The organism is Chryseobacterium sp. 14P4.3.2, assembly GCF_057799275.1.
This window is the reverse complement of the sequence record NZ_JBYOKO010000015.1, coordinates 57,631-82,583: the sequence shown is the minus strand read 5'-3', so window position 1 is coordinate 82,583 and position 24,953 is coordinate 57,631. Positions and strand designations below refer to the sequence as shown.

The following is a 24,953-nucleotide window of genomic DNA, read 5'->3' as shown; positions in this document are numbered from 1 at the left end:
AAATTTTAATCTGTTGCTTTGTTGGCTAACTGTCCGCAGGCAGCATCAATATCACCTCCACGGCTTCTTCTTACCATTACTGTAATACCTGCATTTTCAAGCTGCCGGATATAGTTTTCTTCCGCCTGTTTGTTGCATTGGTCATACTTTCCATCTCCAATCGGGTTGTACTGGATGAGATTTACTTTAGAAGGAATCTGTTTACAGTATTTGATTAAAGCTTTAATGTCTTCGTCTCCGTCATTGATACCTTTCCAAACACAATATTCAAAAGTAACTACAGAACCGGTTTTTTGATACCAATACTGAAGAGATTCCATAATATCCGTCAATGGAAATTTGTCTGAGAAAGGCATAATTTCATTACGCTTTGACTCGATAGCAGAGTGAAGAGACAGTGCCAGTTTTACACGCAGCTCATCATCGGCAAGCATTTTAATCATCTTTGGAATTCCGGATGTAGAAACGGTAATTCTTCTTGGAGACATTCCCAATCCTTCCGGCTGGGTAATCTTTTTGATGGCTTCCACTACATTTTTGTAGTTCATCATCGGTTCTCCCATTCCCATAAATACAATATTGGAAAGGGGTCTGTCAAAATACATTCTACTTTGGCTGTCAATCAACGCAACCTGATCTACAATTTCAGCAACTTCAAGGTTTCTCATCCTTTTCAGTTTTGCTGTAGCGCAGAATTCGCAGTTTAACGAGCAGCCTACCTGTGAAGATACACAAGCTGTAGTTCTTGTTTCTGTTGGAATCAGAACAGATTCCACCATTAATCCGTCATGAAGCTTCACACCGTTTTTAATGGTTCCGTCTGAGCTTTTTTGAAGAAGATCTACGGAAACAGGGTTAATGGTATATTCTTCCGAAATTTTTTCACGAAGAGACTTCGAAAGATTCGTCATTTCATCGATCGAATGGAGGTTTTTACTCCATAGCCAGTCATAGACCTGTTTCGCACGAAACGGCTTTTCCCCCAAAGATTCAAAGTAGTCTTTAAGCTGGTCTAGTGATAATATACGAATATCTTTCATTGTTGTAAAAGTATAATGTAAAATGTACAAAGTAATATTCTGAATGTATTCTGTTAATTTAAAAGCAATTAAAAAAACACATCTACTTTGTACATTCTACATTACTACATAATTTATAGAATTAACATTGCATCACCGTAAGAATAGAATTTATACTTTTCTTTTACGGCTTCTTCATAAGCATGCATTACGAAGTCTCTTCCTGCAAATGCAGCAATCATCATCAATAATGTAGACTTCGGTGTGTGGAAGTTAGTGATCATTGAGTTCGCCACTCCGAAATCGTGAGGTGGATAAATAAATTTATTAGTCCATCCGTTGAAAGCAGAGATCTTTTTATTTGAAGAAACAGATGTTTCTAAAGCTCTCATTGTAGTAGTACCTACAGCACATACTCTTCTGTGAGAATCTACAGCTTTATTGATGATATCAGCATTTTTCTCATCAATGATGATCTCTTCAGACTCCATTTTGTGCTTAGAAAGATCTTCTACCTCAATTGGGTTGAAGGTTCCCAATCCTACGTGAAGAGTAACTTCAGCAAAATTGATTCCTTTGATCTCTAATCTTTTCATCAAATGTCTTGAGAAGTGAAGACCTGCTGTAGGTGCAGCAACTGCTCCTTCTATTTTAGCATAGATCGTCTGATATCTTTCTGCATCTTCCGGCTCTACTGCTCTTTTGATATATTTTGGAAGTGGAGTTTCTCCCAATTCTTTTAGTTTTGTTCTGAATTCGTCGTAAGAACCATCGAATAAGAATCTAAGTGTTCTTCCTCTTGAAGTAGTGTTATCAATAACCTCAGCTACCAAAGATTCGTCTTCAGTGAAGAATAATTTGTTACCAATTCTGATTTTTCTTGCCGGATCTACCAACACATCCCATACTCTGGTTTCTTTATCAAGTTCTCTTAAAAGGAAAACTTCAATTTTAGCACCTGTCTTTTCTTTATTTCCATAAAGACGTGCAGGGAAAACCTTAGTATTGTTGAAGATGAACAAATCCTCTTCATCAAAATAATCCACCACATCTTTGAATAATTTGTGCTCGATAGTTTGTGTTTTTCTATCAAGAACCATTAATCTTGCTTCATCTCTGTGCTCTGATGGGTGCTCTGCTAATAATTCCGCAGGAAGATCAAAATTAAAATCTGATGTTTTCATTTTTTAAATTACGGTTTAAAAATTATTGAAATTACTTGGTGTAATTTTCGGAGTGCAAATATACGACATTGAACACCCCTTTGTCAAGTATTATTTACAATCAAATTCAAAACGCTCATTTTATGGGGTATTTAACACGTCAGAAAGGCTATTTTGGCAAAAATTAAATTTCGGTATCCTACCTATCTGCAAAATCTATTTATTTAATAATCTGCATTCTGGTGAACATATCATTACTACTTTCAACTGGATATGATAGTTTGAAAAGGATAGATCTATAATACTTTGGTTTCCATTTAAAAACTGAAAATTATTATATAAATAACCATAATAAAGCACTTAAGAAGGTGAAAACATACCTTATAAGGCTTCAACATCGTATAGAAGAACTATAATTTCTGCAGTTAATAGTCAATGAATACATGATCCTAAACCATCATCAATGAAAAAACAGCTAAGTATTTTTAGCAGAACTTGTCCGGTTTAAAAAGTATTTAGTTGGTAAATCTGAATATTAAATGTAACAAAAGAGGGGGTAAACTCGACAAAATAAGACAGCAACACTATAAAAACAACGGATAAAAAAATATAAGCATGAGTAAATATTCTATAGAAGCATTCATCAACGAGACGAAAGAAAATCCTCAGCAAAGAGACTACTTTGAGCTGGAAACCAAACATCTTTTGGAAATCAATCTGAATAACCAGGCGGTATGGACAAAGAGAGGCAGTATGGTAAGCTATGTTGGAAATATCAGCTTCGAAAGATAGGGAATGCTCTCCGGAGGTATTGGAAATCTTTTGAAGAAAGCCATCAGTGGTGAAGGAAGCAAGCTGATGAAAGCAGAAGGAACAGGAAAACTGTATGTAGCAGACTCCGGGAAAAAAGTACGTATTCTTTATTTGAATAATGAATCGGTATGCGTGAACGGAAATGATGTCTTAGCGCATGAACAAAGTGTAAAAAGTGATATTACCATGCTTAAAAGCATTGCAGGTATGATGTCTGGCGGTCTTTTCCAGGTGAAACTTTCGGGAACGGGGCATATTGCCATAACGACACACGGAGATCCTTTGACTTTGCTGGTTACTCCGGACAGTCAGGTTTTCACAGATCCCAACGCAACAGTGGCATGGTCCGGAAACCTGAATCCTGAGCTGAAAACCAATGTTTCTTTCAAAAGCCTTATCGGAAGAGGAAGCGGTGAAGAGTTTCAAATGAAGTTTTCCGGACATGGATGGGTCTTAATACAGCCTTATGAAGAAGTCTATTATATGGAAAAATAAAGTAGACAATTATTAAAAGTAATTTTGAATATACAGAGTACATGAAATCATAATGATATGAAAACACTTGCAAAACTATTCTTTGTAATCATTATATTTCCCAATATAATCATTGCCCAGACCTCAAAGAAAAAGTACGAATACAATATAGATCTTCTTCATATGTCAGATAATGAGGTATCTGTTTCTTTTACTCCGCCCAGGAATAATCTTAAACAAGGGAAGTTTATTATTCCCAAACTGGTCCCTGGATTTTATCAGGCTATGGATTTTGGGCAATATATTTCGAACTTCACTGCGACTGATAAAAATGGCAAAAAAATAGCTACGGAACGTTTGGATAAAAACAGCTGGCTGGTAGAGGACCTTAAGCATGTCAGCAAAATATCATATCAGGTAGCAGGTGGATGGAACTCTTTAAAACAGGATACCCAAGGGGCAAAATCTCCCGGCAGTATGTTTAAAAAAGATAGTGTTTCCGTTATCAATTATAATTCTTTAGTAGGATATTTTGAAGAAATAAAAGATGTTCCTTACCAAATTAAGGTTACAAAAAACAAAGACTTTTATGCTTCTTCTGCATTGGATTATAAAAAGAAAAATGAAAATACAGATATTGTTTGGGCAAAAGATTACCGGGAACTCGTGGACTCTCCCGTTTTATATTGTGTTCCTGATACGACATGGATTAAAATAGGCCATACCGAAGTACTAGTATCATTTTACGATAAAAAAGAACGTCATTATTCACAGAAAATAGCCCGGGAGCTGGAAACTATTTTAAAAAACCAGCAGGCTTATCTGGGAGGAACCTTACCGGTAAATAAATATGCTTTCCTGATCTATTATGAATCTTCAAATGAAAGAGGATATATGGGAGACGGCCTGGAACATTCCAAATCTACAATATGCCTGTACAGTGCCGGAAATATGAATTTTCTCCCTGATGCTTTGAGCAGAGTGGCTTCTCATGAGTTTTTCCATATCATCACTCCTCTTAACATCCATTCAGAAGAAATTCAGCATTATGATTTTCTCAATCCTGTTATGTCCAAACATCTGTGGTTATATGAAGGTATGACGGAATATGCCACCATCCATATGCCTATAAAACAAAAAATGATCAGTCTGGACGACTTTGAAAAAAGCCTGGAAGAAAAAATAAAAGGCATGAAAGAGTTTGACAACAAACTGTCTTTTACGGATCTGAGTAAGAATGCAATGGAAAGACAGGATCAGTATATGAATTTCTATCAAAAAGGAGCCTTACTAGGCTTATGTTTAGATATCAGATTAAGAGAACTTTCTGATGGGAAAATAGGTACTCAGAATCTAATGCAGATGTTGATGAAGAAATACGGAAAAGGTAAATACTTCAATGATGATGAGCTTTTTGATGAAATTGCAAAAATGACTTACCCGGAAATACGTACATTTTTTAAAGATTTTATAGAAGGTACTCAACCTGTTCCTCTGAAAGAATATCTTACAAAAGCTGGTTTCAACTATGATGAATCTACAGGAAAAGTTAGTCTTTTACCTAACCCTGATTCAAAACAGTTAGCTTTAAGGAAAGCATGGTTAGGTCAATAAATCTTATGTCATATCATTCCTGAATTTACAGGCATTTTATTATAAAAGGAATAAATGAAATTGTCTTTAAATAGATAAAAGAGGAAGACCACTCACTACAGTAGTTTTCCTCTTCTATCTTCTCTCTTCCAAGTTTAATTAAACTATAAAGCCTTATCCTTAACGTAAATAATACAATTATTGATTATCTTTAATAAGAAGTAATTCAGCGTTATATTCAAAATACATTATCTATGAAAAAAACACTTTCAGGATTGCTATTAATGATGATTCACCTTGCTTATCCACAGATTCAAAAAGTCAGACAAGTGATCGATTCATGTGTAAAAAAGGATAATTTCAACGGTTCTGTATTGGTCGCCAAAAGCGGAAAGGTTGAATTACTTACTTATAAAGGTTTATCAAACCGACATTATGACATTCCTTTTTCCGATGAAACCATGTTTCCTATTTTCTCACTTACCAAAACGTTTACTGCCGCTCTGATCATGCAGCTTTACGAACGGGGAAAAATTAATTTGGATGCTACTATTTCCACTTATTATCCAGAATACAAAGGTGAAGCCGCAACAAAGGCAACAATAAGAAACCTTCTTACCTACAGCAGCGGCAGAGATAACAAAGACCTCAGCTCACCCGAACTTATTCACCAGGCTTATGATAATACCATCTGGGATCTGGATGATTTTATTACGACTTACCTCTCTGAAAAACTGGTTGACAAGCCCGGCACGAAGTTCAGCTACAACAATGGTGACTTCATACTTCTCGGAAAGATTATTGAAAAAATATATCATCAGCCTTTTGAACAGGTTCTCAAAGAGCAGATCCTAATTCCGCTCAATATGCAGAACACCGGATTTCTGCATCATAATGATATTATTAAAAACATTGATGAAGGCTATTGTGCTGACGAAAAAGATGCTTTTGCTCTTCATACTCCTACCAATACTTATATTGACAATTTTTATTCGGCCGGAGCAATGTATTCCACTCCTAAAGATCTTCTTATTTTTGACCAGGCCATTTTCAGCCCTACTTTATTCAGCAAAAATACATTGCAAACCATGCTTACTCCCGATAAGAACCTTGAAGATACAGCTCTTGGTTTCTGGGTATATCCAAAACAGTTCGGATCAGTCAATACAATATTTGTAGAACGTCAGGGTGAAGGCTATGGGCATAGTGCCAACTGGGTTCACTTAACAGATAAAAACCTTACTTTAATTATTCTCTCCAATACAAAAGACATCAAATATCTGAATACAATGCGGGAGAAGTTGATTATGGCGTACTACGGTAAATAGTTAAGAGTTAAGAATTGAAAATGGAAAGTTGAGAGTGATGAGTTTTTGGTTATCATTTACAAATTTTAAATGAATGGTCTGTAATTATATTTAAAAAAAAGCTCATCACTCGCCATTTTTAATTTTCGAATTTCCATCTTCAACTTTCAATTCTCTCTCCAAAAGTTTTAATATATTTAAGAAAAAAATAGATGGAGAACAGTACTTCCCGCAGAAGTTTTATAAAAACTGCAACTTTGGCAAGCTTTGGAGCTTTGGTTTTACCCAATTCTTTATTTGCCTATTCCAATGATTTTAAAACTGATAAAAAAGTCCGTGTCGGCTTTATTGGAGTAGGGCTTCGCGGACAGGAACACGTAAAATTGCTGGCGAAACGCAGTGATGTAGAGATCATAGCTTTTGCGGACCCTGATAAAAGAATGCTTGCAGCCTCTCAAAAAATATTAAAAGACAATAATAAAACCGCTGCCCAGGAGTTTTCAAATGGTGAATACGACTATCGCAATCTTTTAAAATCAAAAGCAATAGATGCCGTTGTGATCGCTACTCCATGGGAATGGCATCTTACTCAGGGCGTTGAGGCAATGCGTGCTAAAAAGATTGTGGGAATGGAGGTTTCAGGAGCTATAAAGCTCCAGGACTGCTGGGAGTTTGTGAAGGTATATGAGGAAACCAAGGTTCCTATTTTCATGATGGAAAATGTCTGCTACAGAAGAGATATTATGGCTATTCTGAATATGGTACGTAAAGGAATGTTCGGAGAGCTGGTTCATGGAAGGGGCGGTTATCAGCATGATCTGAGAGGGGTTCTTTTCAATGACGGAGTTACGCCTTACAATTCAGGAACTGAATTTGGTGAGAAAGGTTTCAGTGAGGCAAAATGGAGAACCGAACATTATGTAAAACGTAACGGGGAGCTTTATCCTACTCATGGACTGGGCCCGGTTGCGATGATGATGGATATCAACCGGGGAAACCGTTTAACGAGATTATCTTCATTTTCTTCAAAATCGGTGGGACTGCATAAATATATTGTAGAACATCCTAAGGGAGGGGAAAATCACCCAAGTGCAAAAGTAAAATTCAACCAGGGAGATATTGTCACAACACAGATTGCCTGTGCCAATGGAGAAACAATACTTTTAACCCACGACACCAGCTTACAGAGACCTTATGATTTAGGATTCCGTGTACAGGGAACTGAAGGATTGTGGCAGGATTTCGGCTGGGGAGATTTCAACCAGGGGCACATCTATTTTGAAAAAACAATGAACCATACCCACCGTTGGGATAATACTGAAAAATGGATGAAAGAATATGATCATCCAATGTGGAAAAAGTTTGAGACTACCGCTGCCGGCGCAGGACATGGTGGAATGGATTTCTTTGTGATGAATACATTCATTGAGTGTATCAAACGAAATATAGAATTTCCGATGGATGTATATGACCTTGCTTTGTGGTATTCTATCACTCCATTGAGCGAAGAGTCTATTGCCAAAGGCGGCCAGGTAGTTGACATCCCTGATTTTACCAATGGAAAATGGAAAACCCGTAAACCTGTATTTGGAATGACCGATGAGTTCTAAGAAGACCTTACTTATATTAGCAGGAGGATTGGGCAGTCGTTACAAAGGCCTTAAGCAGGTAGACGGAATACTCAGCAATGGTTCTCCGATTATGGAATATTCTATTTTTGATGCTCTGGAAGCCGGCTTTAATAAAATTGTTATTATTGTCAATAAACTAATTCCTCAGAGTTATATTGAACGGCTCAATACCATATCTGAAACAAAAGAGTTTGAACTGCAATGGATCTATCAGGAAATCAACAGTATTCCGGTGCAGGGATTTGATTATTCTGAACGTGAAAAGCCATGGGGAACCGGTCACGCTGTTCTTTGTGCCAAATACACCATACAGGAACCCTTCGTGATGATCAATGCTGATGATTTTTATGGTAAAGCAGCGTATCAGATTGCGGCTCATGAAATTGACTATCATCATATTTCCGAGTCGCAGTTTGGCATGATTGCTTATCCCGTGGAAACCACATTAAGCGGTCATGGGGCGGTAGCAAGAGGAATCTGTACACTGGATGATGAAAATTATCTGATCACGGTAGATGAGCAGACTTCTATCCGAAAGATCAACAGCTCTATCATTTATACAGAGAATGAAAAAAACATAGAAATATCACCTGATACATTGGTATCAATGAATTTTTTCATTTTTCATCCCCGTATTTTCTGTTCATTAGAAGCCTATTTCTATGATTTTATAGAGTCTGACCCCAGTCCTGCACAGGAATTTTATATTCCTTCTGCTGTACAAAGAATGATGGATGAAAAAAAAGTAAAGGTTTTGGTAAAGTCCTCACCTTCAAAATGGATGGGCGTCACTTATGCTGATGATAAAAAGAATATTAAAGATTTTCTGACCGCAGAGATTCAAAAAAACAGATATCCGGAAAATGTATGGAAATAAATGATATTATTATCCAGTTTATAGGTTCAAATAATTACAACCTCTCTCCTATCACTGAGGGACTGATTAATACGACTTACCTTTTGGAAGATCTTGACCGGAAAGAAAAGTTTATCCTGCAAAAGATCAATCAAAATGTATTTAAACAGCCGGAGGTAGTCATCAAGAATCATGTAATGATTAATGAGCTTCTCAGGTCAAATAATTATCAATTTCAAATTATAGAACCTATCCCCTCCCTTACCCATCAACTTCTGGTAAAAGATTCAAATGGACAGTCATGGCGTATGCTAAGCTTCGTGGAAAACAGTATTACATTCCTTACCGCTCCATCTTTAGAGACCGCTTTTGAAGCAGCTAAAACCTTCAGTTATTTTCTTACCATCGTAAATACTGAAAAACTGCCTGCTATTGAAGATACCCTTCCTGATTTTCTCAATTTTGAGAAAAGAGTAGCAGATTACAAAAAATCACTAAAAGATGCAGCTCCTCATTTAAGAAAAAATGCAAAGGCTGAAATAGAAATCACCAACCAACTTCTGTCCTTACCGGATCATTGGATAGAAATGGAGAAAAGCAATCAAATCCCGAAACGAATCATCCATGCAGATGTAAAAATAAGTAATATTCTCTTCGATCAAAATCATCATCCGTTAGCTGTAATTGATCTGGACACCATGATGATTTCTACTATTTTATATGATTTTGGAACGATGATCCAGTCCTATACCAATACAACCCATGAAGATGACGGAAGTGCCGAAAACAATTTCAACCCAGAAATGTATAAGGTTGTAAAAGAAGGCTTTTTATTCTATCTAAAGGAAAAATTGACGCCATCAGAATCTCAAAACCTTGATTATGCCGCACAAGTCGCCATTTATATTCAGGAGCTTCGTTTTTTAACCGATTACCTGAATGGGAGTACTTATTATTCTACAAAATATTCTGAACATAATTTGGACCGGACTAAGAATCAGCTTCACCTGTTGAAAGGGTTGAGAGAATATCTTGGAAGTAAATAAACTACAAAATATTTTTAACACTTTAGTTATTTTAAATATTTTAAAATAACAATATTCTAACGCTCTCATACAAGAAACTCAATAATCCTTTTCCATTCTTCAATCTTTTTTTCAAAGGAAACTGTATGAAGCGGGCTCGTTGAGGGCAATAAAATAACTGGCAGCCTGTAATTTTTTCCCAAGAGTTTCTGCAAATTTTTATAAGATTTTCCGCCATTACAAAAAACCACTTTGATATTTGGGTGGTTTTCCAGTAATTCTGCAATCTGATTGGCTTCTTCATTTTTAATTTCTGAATCCAGGCTTCCTTTTCTTTCACAGGAGTCAATGACATCCCAGAGGGCAATATGATGTTTCTTTATGGTTTCAATTCTTTGCGTATAATCTTCGGTAAAATCTTCCTTCAGCAGTTCAAAAATGATCTTCCAGAATTTGTTTTGCGGATGGGCGTAATATTGCTGCATTTCCAGCGATTTCACTCCGGGAATGGATCCTAAGATCAAAATTTCAGATTGATCATCAATAATTGCAGAAAATGAAGAAATCCGGTTTTGCATATTCAAATATATAAATTTTGGTTAAAGCCATTTGAATTTTTAATCATAAAAAAACGGGCCAAAGCCCGTTTCTATTGATATTAGAATTAATATTAATTTTTAATTCTCCATTAATTATTAAAGTGTTTCCTTCAGCCAGTCGAAGAATTCTCTCTGCCATACCAATCCGTTTTGTGGATGAAGTACCCAGTGATTTTCGTTCGGGAAATACACCAGTTTAGATTTCAGTCCTCTTAGTTTTGCAGCCTGAAAAGCTTCCTGCCCCTGTTCGTACGGTACACGGAAATCTATTCCTCCCTGAACGATCATAATCGGCTTATTCCACTTTTCTACGAAGTTACTTGGGTTAAATTCTGTATATGCTTTGGGCAATGGTTTTTCCCACGGTGAACCTAGATCCCAGTTGGCAAACCAAAGTTCTTCTGTAGTAAGGTACCACGATTTCATATCAAATAATCCGTCGTGTGCAATGAATGTTTTGAATCTGTTTTCATGAATTCCTGCCAGCATAAATACGCTGTATCCTCCATAACTTGCTCCTACAGCAGCTACTCTTTCTCCATCTACGTATGGTAATGTTTTAGCATAATCTGTTGCAGATAGATAATCTCTCATTGGCTGCCCTCCCCAGTCTTTAGAAATATCTTCATTCCATTTCGTACCCCATCCCGGCATACCTCTTCTGTTTGGAGCTACTACGATATAACCGTTTGCGGTCATCAGGGCAAAGTTCCATCTTACGCTGAAATATTGTGTCAGTGCAGACTGTGGACCTCCCTGGCAGTATACCAACGTAGGATATTTTTTGTTCGGATCAAAGTTGGGCGGATAGTGGAACCATACTCCCATTTCTTTCCCGTCTGAGGTTTTTACCATTTTCAGTTCAGATTTCCCCTGGGCTAATTTAGCATAAGCATCTTTGTTAGCTTCGGTCACCTGCTTCATTTCTCCATTTTTAAGGTTCACAGAGAATAGTTCTGTAGCATGGTTTACATCTGTTCTTCCTACTACAAGGGAAGATTTATTATCTGTAAAGATTTCATTAACGTCAAAGTCTCCTTTGGTAATCTGCTGTACTTTTGAAGATTTTGAATCTAAAGAGAAAAGTTGTTTTGTTCCTCTGTATGCAGCAGTGAAGTAGATTGTTTTTGAATCTGCTCCCCAAAGAACATCTCCTGAAACACTTTCATCCCAGGCGGAAGTAAGATTTGTTGTTTTCCCAGACTTCCAATCCATGATTTTCACATCATTTTTATCCGCCTCATAGCCGTCTCTTGCCATACTTTGCCACACCAAAGATTTCCCATCCGGGCTGAACTTAGGGTTAACATCATAGCCTTTGTTTGATTCTGTCAGGTTTTTAGTAGTTCCTGAAGCCATATCATAAGCAAAGATGTCTGTATTTGTACTGGTTGAGTATTCTTTACCGCTTTTAGGTTTTGTAACGTATAAAAGCTGTGCAGAATCCGGGCTCCAGATAAAATCTTCAGCACCCCCGAAAGGTCTCTGAGGTGAATCCCATGTTTTTCCTTCCAAAAGATCCTTGGCTGCATCTGCTTTATCGGAAATATTCACTACAAATACATGGTTGTATTTTCCTTCGTTGTAGTAATCCCAATGTCTGTGGTTCAGATCTGTATATACCTGAGCAGTGGTTTTAGGAGTATCAGCATATTTATCTTTTCCCATTAATTTTTCTACCAAAACCTGCTTGCTGAACGCTATTTTTTTACCATCCGGAGAGATAACGATATTGTCAGCTTCTCCGATTGTATAAAATTCTGTCCAGGTTTTTCCGGTATCTTTAGAAAGATAGATCTTGTCCCCTTCCTGCGCATAAATACCGTTCTTATCCCACTGAATCAGCGCTTTTTTGCCGAAATCGATTTTAGAGGACTGATTATTAAGAACATTTAGAAAATAGTTCTCACTTTTTGTTTTCTCTGTTTTCAGATCTACCTGTCCAACTTTATAAATAAGGGAAGCCTGATCCGGTGAAACTGCCTGTACTCCTACTTTTTTCAAAGTCCAAAGAATTTCAGGCGTCATTAGTTGTTGTGCGTTCATTAAAAGCGGAGCTGCCAGAGCCAGCAGACTGTACTTAAGTTTCATATGTTGCTATTCATTTTTAACGGAGCTATGAGATGCGAGTGATTTCATAAATCCTTTTATTAAATTCAAAGATTGCCAAAGTTAACTATTAAAATAAAATGAACGAAAGAATTAACATTTAAGTTTTCTAAAAATGAAATAAATGATTTATGCTCTGGTAAATTTTTATAATTTTATAAAAACTAAACTAATACCCATTTTCATGAAAAAAATCTCTCTTCTTGTGTCATTCTTTTTATCATCATTGTTTTTTTCGCAGATAACGATAAGTCCTTATGCCAATCATTATAATACTTCTTATCAGGCCACTATTACGGGAAACGGAACGATTTATTATACGACTGACGGAAGCACACCAACACTAAGTTCAAGTTCAGCAACCAACAGTGTGGAAATTCCTATTAACCAGAATAAAGAGATCAAGGCATTTCTCGTTAACGGACAGGGGGCATCTTCAGCTGTAATCAGTAAAAAATATTATACCGGAAGTATTCCTAGTGCGGATATTTATTTTAAAGCTCCTACTACATGGACATCCGGAAGCTGTGTAATGATTGATATGGTTAACCCAAATTCAATTAACGGATTTGTAATAGATGCTTTTTGGCCGGGAGTGACAATGCAGCCTGCAGGATGCGAAGGCTGGTACAGGATCAACAGAAATTTTGAAAATGCCAATGTAAGTTTTAATAACTGCTTCCCTTATGAAAATTTTCCTCAAGCGATCAGTACCGGTATGATCCCGGCGGGAAGTACTTTGTACTATGATTTTACGGATGGAATTATCTCTACTCCGCCTTCATGCTTGTTTTTAGGAAGTAAGGAAATTCTACCCAAAGGTAAAGATGTTTTGATCAAGGTTTATCCAAATCCTGTTTCAGATATTTTAAAAGTAAATACAGACAGGCCTTTCCAGGAATACGAGATTATAGATGTTAACGGAAAAACAGTATCAAAGGATCAGTTTACAAAAGAAATCTCTATCAATCATCTTATTTCAGGAAATTATTTCCTAAAACTTAAAGATGCACAGGGCGATTTGGTTTTACTGAAATTCATTAAGAAATAAAAGAATACATCCATTATTACAGCAATGAGGGATTATATTTAATAAAAAAGAAAGAGTTCTGTACAGTACAGAACTCTTTCTTTTTAAAATATTATTTATTTTTTTCTAATCTCCATCTGAAAACATTGAGTTGGCCAGAGAAGTGACAAGAGATAATAGTATACTAAAGATAAATGCCCACCAGAAGCCATCCACAACCATACTGTCTATGAAGTAGTCTGCAATCAGAACAATCGCGGCATTGATCACCAATGCAAAGAATCCTAAGGTGATAATCGTCAATGGAAGTCCGAAAAGACTTAAAACAGGTTTCACAAATATATTCAGGACCCCCAGTACAATGGCAAAAATGATTGCTGAAGAGAATGCTTCAAAATGTACTCCCGGTAAAATTTTGGTTAAAAGGTATGCAACTATGGCTGTCACAAACAATCTGATAATTAAGTTCATTTCGTTAATTTTTTAATGTTTATGGGGTTTGTTGAGCAAAAGCCATTCCATTTCAATATTTTTTTTTTCACAAAACCCTTTATTCATGGATATTTGTTCGGTAATACCATGACTTTATTTTATTTTCATCATTGTAACCAGAGAAGTAGCAACATGACTTTCTGAAGATGTTTTTTCATCCAAAACATAAATTTCTGTCCTTATTACACTGATCTTTGCTCCACCTTTTATGACATACGATCTGGAAATAAGAGCATCTCCTATTGCAGGGCGGAGGTAATTTACTTTCAGCTCCACGGTTACTACATAACAGTCTTCGGGATAGTGGCTTACTGCGGCATATCCGGAAGAAACATCCACCAATGATGCAATCATAGCTCCATTGAACATCCCTGCTTTTCGGGTCATCAGTTCCATTTTGGGAATTTTCATGGAGATAAAATCCGTTTCTACTTCCAGTAATTCTGCTTTATAGAACTTCAGGGTTTCTGAGCGTTCAAAGCTGTCTGTAATGAGTTTTATTTTTTCTGGTGTCATGAATTTATTTTTAAACAAAGGTAAGTGCTATAGTATTTTCACTCAATTATATTTGGAAATATAAGCAAAAATTATACAAAAGAGCCGTTTCACAAGTCACGGAAACGGCTCTTCATCTGCGTTTTCACACGCTATCTCAAACTAACAATAACTCTTCAGAGGCGGTTGAAGTTTTCAGATGATAATCTTCTTTAATCATATCAGCAGCTTTTTCTCCAATCATAATTGCGGGCGCATTGGTATTTCCGGAAACTACATCCGGCATAATGGAAGCATCTGCTACGCGGAGTCCTTTTACACCATATACTTTTAACCTGGGATCAACCACGGAATGGCTGTCTATACCCATTTTACAGGTTCCGGTCATATGATGATAGGTAGAACATGATTTTTTGATATAATCAATCACTTCTTCTTTGGTTTTACCTTCCCCCGGATAAATTTCACCGTCATTCCATTCTTTCATCGCTTCTGTCCTTCCCATTTCACGACAGATTTCTACACAGCGGTAAAGGGCTTCAAGATCGGATTCTTCAGAAAGATACATCGGATTAATTTCCGGTGGTGCAGAAGAATCGGAAGAGGTCAGTTTAATATATCCCTTACTGGCAGGTCTGATAAATCCGGCACAGAAAGTAAACGCATTTTCAGGACCTGTGAATCCGGGACTGTAATAAGGAAGTCCCATAAACAAAGGCTGCAGATCAGGGAAAACCATTTCTTCTCTGCTTTTCCAGAATAGCTGTGCTTCCAGCAAATTGGCTTCCGGAGCTGGAATTTCTTTTTTAGCTTTAAAAATAACGCTCGTCAAAAGGTGATCCTGAAGATTTTTACCTACTCCCTTCAAATCCTTTATTACTGAAATACCCACTGATTCCAGCTCTTCTTTATCTCCAATCCCTGAAATCATCAGAAGTTTGGCAGATTCTATAGTTCCACAGGATACAATGACTTCTTTATCTGCTCTTGCTTCCAGTACTTCTCCATTTCTTAGGTACTGAATTCCTACACACTGGTTTCCTTCAAACAATAACTTTTGCCCCATGGCATTGGTTTGAATATCCAAATTCGGGCGGGATTTAACAGGATCTAAAAATGCTTTTGCTGTAGAGCATCTTTTGCCGTCTTTTCCTACGCTCAGATGATTAAGCCCGGCTCCCCAGATTTCTTTATTAAAATCATCTGTTAAAGGGTATCCCAGTTCTTTACAGGCTTCGATCGCACTTATTGAAATTGCGTTCGGATGCTTGATACGGCTTACAAAAAGCGGTCCTTCCCCTCCATGCACCTGATCTTCACCGTCTTCATGAGTTTCTGATTTTTTAAAATAAGGCAAAACACTTTCCCAGTCCCAGCCCACACATCCGTTATAGGCCCAGTGGTCATAATCCTGCTGGTGGCCTCTGATATAGATCATTCCATTGATAGAGCTTGAACCTCCCAATGTTTTACCGCGAGGCCAATACCGGGAATTTCCTCCCGCACTTTCCTGCGCAACGGTTTGATAGGCCCAGTCTCTTTCGGTATTCCATATGGCAGGCCAGCCTGACTGGTCCTGAACTTCAGATACCTGATCATCCGGTCCTGCTTCCAACAGGAGTACATTTATATTTTCATTTTCACTTAATCTATTGGCTACTACAGCTCCTGCCGAACCGGATCCGACAACTATAAAATCGTATTTCATGAGTTTTAATTTGATTTGTTACTTTTTGATACTGATTACTTTAGGAACCGTTACCGCTTTTAAGCCTTCGATTCCGAACTCTACTCCATAACCGGATTTTTTTGCACCCCCAAAGGGTACAAAAGGGTTAATAGCACCGTGCTGATTGATCCACACCGTTCCTGCTTCCAGTTGAGCAGCCACTTTCTGTGCCTGGTCAAGATCATCGCTCCATACTGAGGCCCCCAATCCATTTTCCGAATCATTAGCTTTGCTGATCGCTTCTTCCAGCGTTTTGTATTTAATAATTGGCAGAACCGGCCCGAATTGCTCTTCATCTACGATTCTGTCACCATTATCAACATTTCCAACAAGGGTTACCGGAATGAAATACCCCTCCAGATCCGGCTTCTGTCCCTTAAATAGGAAATCTGCCCCTATGTTTTCGGAATCAAGGATAAGATCCTGGATTTTATCGTACTGCATTTTATTCTGTATAGGCCCCAAAACAGAAGTTTCCTCTGCTCCGTTCCCCATTGGAATATGAGAAGAATATTCTGCCAGTGCATTCACGACTTTTTCATAGTCATCTTGATGTACATAGAGTCTTTTCAGGCAGGCACAAGTCTGGCCCATATTTAGAAAGGCACCCCAGAAAAGATTTTCTATATGCTTTGCCACATCCAGTCCCGGTACAATAATTCCTGCATCATTCCCGCCGCACTCCAGTGTTAAGCGTGCCATATTTTTAGCAGAAGCTTCAATTACTTTTTTCCCTGTGGCAATAGAGCCTGTAAACATGATTTTTCCGATTTCCGGATGTGAGGTAAGGTAACCTCCCACTTCACCTCTGCCGGTAACGACCTGTAATAGATCTTCCGGAAGTACAGTATTGATCACTCTGATCATTTCCAGACTGCAGAACGTTGTATATTCTGAGGGTTTTATAATCACGGCATTCCCCATTCTCAGAGACGGAATGATCTGCCAGATCGCAATCATCAAGGGCCAGTTCCATGGAGCAATGGCTGCTACAACGCCAATTGGGTTTCTGTATAGAATGTCTTTTCTGGTTTCGTCTTCAAAAACAATTTCTTCCGGTAAATCCAGAGAGGCCGGAACCTGCGTCCAGCCTACACAAGCCTGCATTTCAAAATTGGCTCCCGGACCGCTGAGAGGTTTTCCCTGTTCTCGTGTGATCCATTCTGCAAGATGTTTTGAATTGTTTTGTAAGGCTTCCGCCACTTTCAGTAAGATTTCCTTTCTTTCCTCATCTGGCCTTGCTGACCATAGCTTTTGGGCTTTTTTTGCTTTTCCGATTTTGGCTTCTATCTCTTCCACGGAAGTATTGGCAACTTCACCAATAACCTCTAAAGTAGAGGGGTTTAAGGATAAAAAAGCAGTATCTACGGTATTGGCTTTTTCTATGAATGATGTATTTTCCATTGTTCTAAATAATTTTGTATTTTACATACCCCGAAAATGACGAAAACATGATATAAATCATTTGCTTATTCTCTATATTTTTTAACCTAAACTCTATGCTATAATGGAAAAGATCGAAGAAAGAACTGTTTTCAGTATTCCTTTCGGAGAATTGAATGTATTCGAAACGAACGTAGTATGCCATGATTTCCCTTTCTTTTTTGAAAAACCTGTGATCACTCTTATGCTGAGTGGTAATAAGATTATTCGAAGTGAGGAAGAAACTTTTGAGTTTAATGAGAGAAGTGTGTTTATTCCGCCCTGCAATAAAGAGCTGAGCATAGACATCCATCCTGTTTTCCGGGAGCCTACGAAGTGTCTGGTATTGGATATAGAGCAGGAGTATATTGACAGTGTTTTTTCTGAAGTTATTGAGAGCTGGCATCCTGACTGGGACAGAACAGGAATTATGATGAAAGAGAATGCAGTGAAAAAATTTGTAAGTTCGGATGAGTCTTTATGGAGAAGCCTTACGAATCTTTATAACAGAAGAATAGACGGAAGTATCTCCGGAACATCGGATTTTCTTTTAAGCTTAAGCCTTAAAGAACTGATCTATGAACTGATGAAGACCAATGCCAAACATATTCTGCTGCAAACTGATAAAGCTGAAAATATGCAAAACGGACTTCAGGAGGTGGTTCATTTTATCAAACAGAACTACAAAGAACCTATTACGATAAAAAAGCTGGCCGGGGTTGCAGGAATGAGCGAAGCGAATCTGTTTAAAAAGTTTAAACATTCTTACAACTGTACTCCTGTAGAATATATTATCCAATTAAGAATAGAACATGCTAAGCAGTTATTGATCAGTAACCCGGAAATTGGGATTAAAAATATATGTTTCGAATCCGGATTTAATACGCTGGAATATTTTTACAGAAAATTCACTCAGATCACCGGAAAATCTCCGAAAAAATTCAAAATAAATTAAATCTGTAAAAGAAGCCTTCATGATGAACATCAAAAAAGTTTTCACGATTGTAAGCTCTCTGGTATGCTGCCTTTTGCAGGCACAAACCCTTCATTTGTATGGAGGCGCTGATCAGAATCAATATCTGGGATGTTTAAATTGTGATACTTTTGATAAAAACTCAGTCTGGAACAAGTATAGTGATTATGGGAATGCATTCAGTTCAAAATCGATCTGGAATTCTTATGGAAATTATGGAAGCTCTTACAGCACTTATTCGCCATGGAGCAGCTATGCGTCCTACCCTCCCGCTATTGTTGATCAGGATGGCAACTTCTATGGATATCTTACCCTGAATACCTATAAATCTGAAAGGTCAGAACTGGAACTGGCTATCATTTTATGTAAATACCATGAAGATATCAAAACAGATATTGACAGATGGTATGATAAATTGTTCCGGTAAATTGAATCTGTTTCAACTTTTTTAATAATTGGCTAAGCACAAGTACGCAAATTATATCCTAAAAAGGAACTCTAAGATCAAGGTAAGTCTTCACTAAAACCTGAATGCCATACGCTCAATCCGGAGAAAGCAATTATTAAAAGACATAAAAATCACTCTAACTGAGGGATTAAAATTTATTTCTTATTTGGAACGCATTCACATGAATAATCATGTAGATCTTGCATATCATCACAAGCACCTACTGACAAACATTCGAAATAGTTATTGTATTATCTATGATCTGAGAGAAAACATAGGAATACATTAATCAAAAGAATTGTAAAGAGCCTTTTCTGAAATTCTAAAGCTGGACACACAGGCATCGCAAATTCATTATCCTATGTGGTTGAGAAAATGGGATAACTATACCTGTAAAATAAATTTCATCAGTTTTAATGCTTTGTTTTTTTATTAATTTACCGACACAATAGCATCTAAATGAATAGATTAAAATAAATTAATATAGTTGAAAAAACGCTGTATTACCCATTGATTACATTGTTTGTTAAGTCACTTCAAAAAGATTTAATACTCTATTCAAAAATAAATATCCATCTTTGCAGCCTTAAAATCAAAAACGCTAGTTTATTTCATGAGCATTACTTTCAAAAAGCGACTATTCATAGCGCTTGTATTACCAACGGCAGCCTTATATTACGGGCAGAGTACGAAGGATTCATTAGAAAAGTCTAAATCCATTGATGAGGTGATGTTAGTGGGAAGAAACCTTTCCCAGACCGCCAAAGAAAGAAAAACCCCTGTTGCAGTTTCCAACATTAAGGCAGCTGAAATTCAGGAGAAATTGGGAAATAGAGAGTTCCCAGAAATTATGAAGTCTACTCCATCCGTGTACGTTACCAAAGTAGGTGGCGGATTTGGAGATAGCAGAATTAACATGAGAGGTTTTGATGGCGCCAATATTGCGGTTATCATCAACGGACAGCCTGTTAACGATATGCAGGGAGGTACTGTATATTGGTCTAACTGGACCGGGTTAGCAGATATTGCGAGCTCTATTCAGATTCAAAGAGGTTTGGGAGCCTCTAAATTTGTAGTTCCGTCTGTAGGGGGAACCATCAATATTGTAACCAAAGCTACCGATTCTGAGCAAAAAGCAATGATAAAAGGAGAAGTGGGCAACGACAATTACTCCAGACTATCAGCAATGTATTCTTCAGGGTTAAAAAACAAATGGGGAACAACGGTATTACTATCCCGCTGGCAGGGTGACGGTTATATTAACGGAACCAAAGGAGAAGGGTATTCATGGTTTTTCTCTACAGGATTTAAGCCGAATGAGAAGCATGCATTCAATTTGATTGCAACCGGAGCACCACAGGTACACGATACAAGAAGATCTTCTGCAACCGGAGCTAATGTAGCCACTTTACGCCAGCTTGACAGCTACGGAAGAAGATACAATCCACAAACAGGAATGCTGAATGGTTCTGAATTCAATTTAGCCCCCAACTTCTATCATAAGCCTATTGCCTCATTGAACTGGGACTGGAATATTAATGATAATCTGAAACTATCCACAGTTGTTTATGGCTCATGGGGACGTGGCGGCGGTGGTACGGGACTTAATGGTTCCATTAAAAATGCCGGCGGACAAACCATGAACTTCATGAATTATGGTGCGGGTGGAGACGGAACTATCAACTGGGATATGATCTACCGTTATAACAGAGGAGGTATGGTAACAGATTATAACGGAAATACTTTCCAGAAATCAACCTTTACTGCTCCTGCAGGTTCTCCTGGTGACTACAACGGACAATATGTAGCTACTCTGAACGGTACCAATGGTATCGTGAGAAAACAAAGCATCAATTCTCATGACTGGTATGGAGTAATTGCAGATCTTAATTACAAAAAAAATAACTGGACCTTTAACGGAGGTATTGACCTTAAAACATACAAAGGAGCTCTTTATGACATCGTTACTGATATGCTGGGCTCAGATGCATTATTTGTACCTAATACGGTAAATGCTCCAAAGGGTTATTATATAGACCGTACCGTAAAACCGGAACCTCTCACGAAGCTCAATAATGCACAGAAAGTATCAATCTATAATGAAGGTTTAGTAAAATGGGCCGGTATCTATGGAATGGTTGAATATAGCTCTGAAAAATTAAGTGCATCCGTTCAGGGATCAGTTTCCGAGCAATATTACAAGAGAAGAGACTATATGCTGTATACTCCTGGAAACCAGGAAACCAAATGGTATCATAAAACAGGTTATATTGTAAAGGGTGGTGCCAATTATAATATAGACGAGCATCATAATGTATTTTTCAATACTGGTGTTATTTCAAGACAGCCGTTATTCAATGCGTTATTTCCATCTAACCAAAACATCTACAATGATGCAAAGAATGAGAGAATCTTCTCTCTGGAGCTGGGATATGGTTTCAAATCGCGTTATCTGGATATTAATGTCAACGCCTACAGGACACAATGGGATGACAGGTTTATTTCAAGAACATTCAATGCTACTCCAGCAGATATTGCCAACTTCTCCCAATTAAAACTTGGTAATGCTTATTTCTACAATGCTCTGAATGTAGGGCAGGTTCACCAGGGAATTGAGCTGGAAGCAAAAGCAAGACCTCTTACTAATCTTAGGCTTAGAGGAATGGTATCATTAGGAAACTGGAAATACAAAGGAAATGCAAATTTCAACATCATTGATATTCAGAACAATCAGGAGGTTTCCGGAGCAACGGGAATGATCAACATTAAGGATCTGAAGGTAGGAGATGCTGCACAAACAACAGCAAGCATTGGTGCTGACTACAATATTACCAAAGCTTTCAGCATTGATGCCAACTGGGAATATTATGACAAACTATATGCACAATTCAACCCGATCAACTTCCTTACTGAAGCAGCAAGAGAAAAAGGGATTGTAAGATTGCCAAGCTATCATTTATTTGATGTAGGTGCTACTTATAAATTCACGATTGACGCGAAAAAATCTTTAACATTAAGAGCTAACGTCTACAATTTATTCAATAAATATTATATTTCTGAGCTAAGTTCTAATATTTTCACCAGTGATAAGATTGCCAGTGGTCCGGATGCAGGAAGAACATACCAGGACGCAGGTAGAGTCTATCAGGGAATTGCTGATGGGAATACAGGATTTTTAGGCTTTGGAAGAACCTGGTCTATTGCAGCCACGTTGAGATTCTGATAGAATCCATATAAGTACTGAAACAATCAAACCCGCCTTTCATGGCGGGTTTTCTTATGTTGATCTAATGTATCAACTCATATTTTATATGTACAATGTTTAAAACTTCAATATCTTAGGCATTTAAAAACTCTTCTGTATCAATGATTAGCTGTGATGGACAAATGAATTTAGATATGACAATCTCTTCCTTATTTAGCAGATTTTAGAGTCAAAACATTACGAAAGCAGTACCTGAAAATCATCAGTTAATGACAATACTCCTTCTGTTATGCTTTCCGAATGGGTGCTGAATCCTTTCAGTTTTGAAGTTTTTCCTTTTAAAACCAAATCTAAAAGCTGTTTATCAGACAGTTTTTTACCGAAAATATCAAAAGTGATTTTAAAGCCACAGTTTTTAAAATCGGAACAGCCCACAGCGGTTTTACCTTTGATCAGGTTATGCTCTTTGCATTTCGGACATTTTGTTTCTTCCCAGGACTGAAGTTCTTTTTTCTGTGTGGGTTCTCTTTTTTTCTTTTCCTTCACCACTTCTTTTTCTTCTTCCTGAAGGGTGATCACTTTTCCTTTCCCATACACTACTTTGTCAGTAAGCTCTGTCACCATTTGGATCAGCTCCTCTTTAAAAAGATTGGCTTCATACTCTCCTTTTTCAATTCTGCGAAGTTTAGATTCCCATTCTCCTGTAAGTTCCGGGCTCTTTAAAAGCTCATCTTCAATAGTATCAATAAGCTGGATTCCTGTTTGTGTAGCGATCAGGTTTTTCCTTTTCTTTTCGATGTATTTTCTTTTGAAAAGGGTCTCAATAATGTTGGCACGGGTAGATGGTCTTCCGATACCGTTATTCTTCAACATTTCACGCAGTTCTTCGTCTTCTACCTGTTTTCCGGCTGTTTCCATTGCTCTCAGCAAGGTTGCTTCCGTATAAGGTTTTGGCGGGGTGGTCTTTCCCTGATGGATCATGGGATCGTGAGGTCCTGTTTCTCCTACAATAAATTCAGGAATAGTCTGCTCTTCTTCCTTTTCTTTTTCTTTATCTGTAGATTCTTCTTTAGGCTCTTTTGCGTAAACGGCTCTCCATCCCGGTTCCAGAATCTGTCTTCCACTGGTTTTAAAAGGAATGGTTCCCACTTTCCCTTCCACCAAAGTATTTGAAATTTTACATTCCGGATAGAAAACAGCAATAAAGCGTTTGGCAATAAGATCATAGATCAGCTTTTCTTCCCTGCTCAGGTTTTGAGACGGTGGAATTTCGGTAGGAATAATTGCATGGTGATCGGTTACTTTTGCATCATCAAAAACAGCCTTTGATTTAGGAATCGGTGCTTCCAGCAATGGTGCAATCAAATCCTGATAAGGATACATCTTCTGAAGAATCCCTCCTATTTTCGGATATAAACTTTCCGATAGATAGGTAGTATCAACACGTGGATAGGTTACGTGTTTCTTTTCGTAAAGACTCTGTATATAATTCAGCGTATTTTCAGCTGAATACCCATATTTTTTGTTGGCTTCTACCTGAAGTCCGGTAAGATCAAAAAGTCTTGGATTTTTCTCTTTTCCTTCTTTAATTTCAAAAGAAACAATTTCAAAAGGATTTACTTTAAGGTATTCCAGTCCTTTTTCGGCACGGTCAAGGGTTTTTAAACGGTCAATCGCTGCGTTGAAAATAACGTCACGGTATTTCGTTTTCAGTTCCCAATATTCTTCTGTGTTAAAAGCATCAATTTCTTTCTGACGCTGAACCAGCATGGCTAATGTGGGGGTCTGAACTCTTCCAATGGAAAGAACAGCTTTATTACCACCAAATTTTTTAGTAAAAAGTCTTGTGGCATTTATTCCCAATAACCAGTCTCCTATAGCTCTGGCATTTCCGGCCAGATAAAGATTTTTATAATCTTCCGCGGGTTTTAAACTGGCAAAACCTTCTTTGATTGCTTCTTCCGTCAAAGAGGAAATCCACAAACGCTGAATAGGCTTGTTGCATTTTGCCTTCTGCAGTACCCAACGCTGGATCAATTCTCCCTCCTGCCCGGCATCCCCGCAGTTAATGACCTCATCACATTCTTCGACTAATCTTTCAATCACTTTAAACTGATTTTCAACGCCTTTATTCGGGATCAGCTTTATACCGAAGCTGCTTGGAATAATAGGCAGCAGAAATAAATTCCAGGATTTGTACTGAGGTCCGTAGTCGTGAGGTTCTTTCAGGGTACAAAGGTGTCCGAACGTCCATGTCACGCAATAGCCGTTCCCTTCCATATAGCCCTGTTTAGGCGTGGTAGCGCCTAATACTTTGGCGATATCTCTGGCAACACTGGGTTTCTCGGCAATACATAATTTCATGAACTCGGGTTTATTGTAGGGCTGCAAAAATCGGGATTTTTTTTGACTTTAACTAATTTAGTTGGGAGTTGATCTTTGATAAGTTATAGGCACGAATATCATAAGCCTGCCAGCAATATTAATAATTATGAGCTGACAGACATTACTTTTTCTGCACCGTTTATGATATTCAGAACCAGCCTTTCAATAAGAAAATTTACATCCTC

The 24,953-nt window shown here is 37.6% G+C and carries 20 protein-coding genes; 11 read left to right on the top strand and 9 right to left on the bottom strand.

Annotated elements, in window-relative coordinates:
- Nucleotides 1-5 precede the first annotated feature (5 nt).
- Nucleotides 6-1,040, bottom strand: a complete 1,035-nt coding sequence (gene rlmN / locus AC27VX_RS18920; protein ID WP_236855237.1) for a dual-specificity RNA methyltransferase RlmN — start codon at nucleotides 1,038-1,040, stop codon at nucleotides 6-8.
- A gap of 113 nt (nucleotides 1,041-1,153) precedes the next feature.
- The gene (gene queA, locus AC27VX_RS18915; RefSeq protein WP_236855239.1) at nucleotides 1,154-2,203 is read right to left on the bottom strand and encodes a tRNA preQ1(34) S-adenosylmethionine ribosyltransferase-isomerase QueA; all 1,050 of its coding nucleotides are present in this window, start codon (nucleotides 2,201-2,203) and stop codon (nucleotides 1,154-1,156) included.
- Between the two features lie 594 nt (nucleotides 2,204-2,797).
- On the opposite strand from queA, the gene AC27VX_RS18910 reads away from it, so the two are divergent.
- From AC27VX_RS18910 to AC27VX_RS18880, 7 genes are all read left to right on the top strand, one after another.
- On the top strand, nucleotides 2,798-2,974 hold the full coding sequence (locus AC27VX_RS18910; protein WP_488697300.1) for a hypothetical protein: 177 nt from the start codon (nucleotides 2,798-2,800) through the stop codon (nucleotides 2,972-2,974).
- 3 nt (nucleotides 2,975-2,977) lie between these two features.
- The gene (locus tag AC27VX_RS18905; RefSeq protein ID WP_488697298.1) at nucleotides 2,978-3,490 is read left to right on the top strand and encodes an AIM24 family protein; all 513 of its coding nucleotides are present in this window, start codon (nucleotides 2,978-2,980) and stop codon (nucleotides 3,488-3,490) included.
- Nucleotides 3,491-3,547: 57 nt separating this feature from the next.
- Nucleotides 3,548-5,083 carry a M61 family metallopeptidase gene (locus AC27VX_RS18900; RefSeq protein WP_488697296.1) on the top strand — a complete coding sequence of 512 codons (1,536 nt, stop codon included), beginning with the start codon at nucleotides 3,548-3,550 and terminating at the stop codon, nucleotides 5,081-5,083.
- 233 nt (nucleotides 5,084-5,316) lie between these two features.
- Entirely contained in the window at nucleotides 5,317-6,390 is a 1,074-nt protein-coding gene (locus AC27VX_RS18895) for a serine hydrolase domain-containing protein (RefSeq protein WP_488697294.1), read from the top strand.
- Nucleotides 6,391-6,581: 191 nt separating this feature from the next.
- The gene (locus tag AC27VX_RS18890) at nucleotides 6,582-7,979 is read left to right on the top strand and encodes a Gfo/Idh/MocA family protein (RefSeq protein ID WP_236855246.1); all 1,398 of its coding nucleotides are present in this window, start codon (nucleotides 6,582-6,584) and stop codon (nucleotides 7,977-7,979) included.
- A complete protein-coding gene (locus AC27VX_RS18885) occupies nucleotides 7,969-8,877 on the top strand; it encodes a nucleotidyltransferase family protein (protein ID WP_488697292.1) in 909 nt (302 codons plus the stop codon). Before AC27VX_RS18890 ends, AC27VX_RS18885 begins: the two co-directional genes overlap by 11 nt.
- Nucleotides 8,868-9,902, top strand: a complete 1,035-nt coding sequence (locus tag AC27VX_RS18880) for a phosphotransferase enzyme family protein (protein WP_488697290.1) — start codon at nucleotides 8,868-8,870, stop codon at nucleotides 9,900-9,902. Before AC27VX_RS18885 ends, AC27VX_RS18880 begins: the two co-directional genes overlap by 10 nt.
- A 65-nt stretch (nucleotides 9,903-9,967) precedes the next feature.
- Here the strand turns inward: AC27VX_RS18880 and AC27VX_RS18875 are convergent, their stop codons facing one another.
- Nucleotides 9,968-10,459, bottom strand: a complete 492-nt coding sequence (locus AC27VX_RS18875; protein WP_300687245.1) for a DNA-deoxyinosine glycosylase — start codon at nucleotides 10,457-10,459, stop codon at nucleotides 9,968-9,970.
- 117 nt (nucleotides 10,460-10,576) lie between these two features.
- Nucleotides 10,577-12,571 carry a S9 family peptidase gene (locus AC27VX_RS18870; protein WP_488697288.1) on the bottom strand — a complete coding sequence of 665 codons (1,995 nt, stop codon included), beginning with the start codon at nucleotides 12,569-12,571 and terminating at the stop codon, nucleotides 10,577-10,579.
- 202 nt (nucleotides 12,572-12,773) lie between these two features.
- On the opposite strand from AC27VX_RS18870, the gene AC27VX_RS18865 reads away from it, so the two are divergent.
- Nucleotides 12,774-13,640 (top strand): T9SS type A sorting domain-containing protein, encoded by an 867-nt coding sequence (locus AC27VX_RS18865; protein WP_488697286.1) that lies wholly within the window; start codon nucleotides 12,774-12,776, stop codon nucleotides 13,638-13,640.
- A gap of 105 nt (nucleotides 13,641-13,745) precedes the next feature.
- Here AC27VX_RS18865 and AC27VX_RS18860 read toward each other — a convergent pair whose 3' ends face one another.
- The 4 genes from AC27VX_RS18860 to AC27VX_RS18845 form a co-directional block, all read right to left on the bottom strand.
- Entirely contained in the window at nucleotides 13,746-14,090 is a 345-nt protein-coding gene (locus AC27VX_RS18860; RefSeq protein WP_236855252.1) for a phage holin family protein, read from the bottom strand.
- 114 nt (nucleotides 14,091-14,204) lie between these two features.
- Nucleotides 14,205-14,627, bottom strand: coding sequence for a PaaI family thioesterase (locus AC27VX_RS18855; RefSeq protein WP_236855253.1), 423 nt, complete (start codon nucleotides 14,625-14,627; stop codon nucleotides 14,205-14,207).
- Between the two features lie 136 nt (nucleotides 14,628-14,763).
- Complete coding sequence (locus AC27VX_RS18850; protein ID WP_236855254.1) at nucleotides 14,764-16,314, bottom strand: GMC family oxidoreductase; 1,551 nt, start codon at nucleotides 16,312-16,314, stop codon at nucleotides 14,764-14,766.
- A gap of 18 nt (nucleotides 16,315-16,332) precedes the next feature.
- Nucleotides 16,333-17,739 carry an aldehyde dehydrogenase family protein gene (locus AC27VX_RS18845; RefSeq protein WP_488697283.1) on the bottom strand — a complete coding sequence of 469 codons (1,407 nt, stop codon included), beginning with the start codon at nucleotides 17,737-17,739 and terminating at the stop codon, nucleotides 16,333-16,335.
- 103 nt (nucleotides 17,740-17,842) lie between these two features.
- Between AC27VX_RS18845 and AC27VX_RS18840 the strand changes: the two genes are divergently transcribed.
- From AC27VX_RS18840 to AC27VX_RS18830, 3 genes are all read left to right on the top strand, one after another.
- On the top strand, nucleotides 17,843-18,712 hold the full coding sequence (locus AC27VX_RS18840) for a helix-turn-helix domain-containing protein (protein WP_300687236.1): 870 nt from the start codon (nucleotides 17,843-17,845) through the stop codon (nucleotides 18,710-18,712).
- Nucleotides 18,713-18,731: 19 nt separating this feature from the next.
- Nucleotides 18,732-19,157 carry a hypothetical protein gene (locus AC27VX_RS18835; protein ID WP_488697281.1) on the top strand — a complete coding sequence of 142 codons (426 nt, stop codon included), beginning with the start codon at nucleotides 18,732-18,734 and terminating at the stop codon, nucleotides 19,155-19,157.
- Between the two features lie 634 nt (nucleotides 19,158-19,791).
- Nucleotides 19,792-22,401 (top strand): TonB-dependent receptor, encoded by a 2,610-nt coding sequence (locus AC27VX_RS18830; RefSeq protein ID WP_300687233.1) that lies wholly within the window; start codon nucleotides 19,792-19,794, stop codon nucleotides 22,399-22,401.
- Between the two features lie 219 nt (nucleotides 22,402-22,620).
- Here the strand turns inward: AC27VX_RS18830 and AC27VX_RS18825 are convergent, their stop codons facing one another.
- Nucleotides 22,621-24,747: a type IA DNA topoisomerase gene (locus tag AC27VX_RS18825; RefSeq protein WP_488697279.1), complete on the bottom strand. Its 2,127-nt coding sequence runs from the start codon at nucleotides 24,745-24,747 to the stop codon at nucleotides 22,621-22,623.
- Nucleotides 24,748-24,953 lie beyond the last annotated feature (206 nt).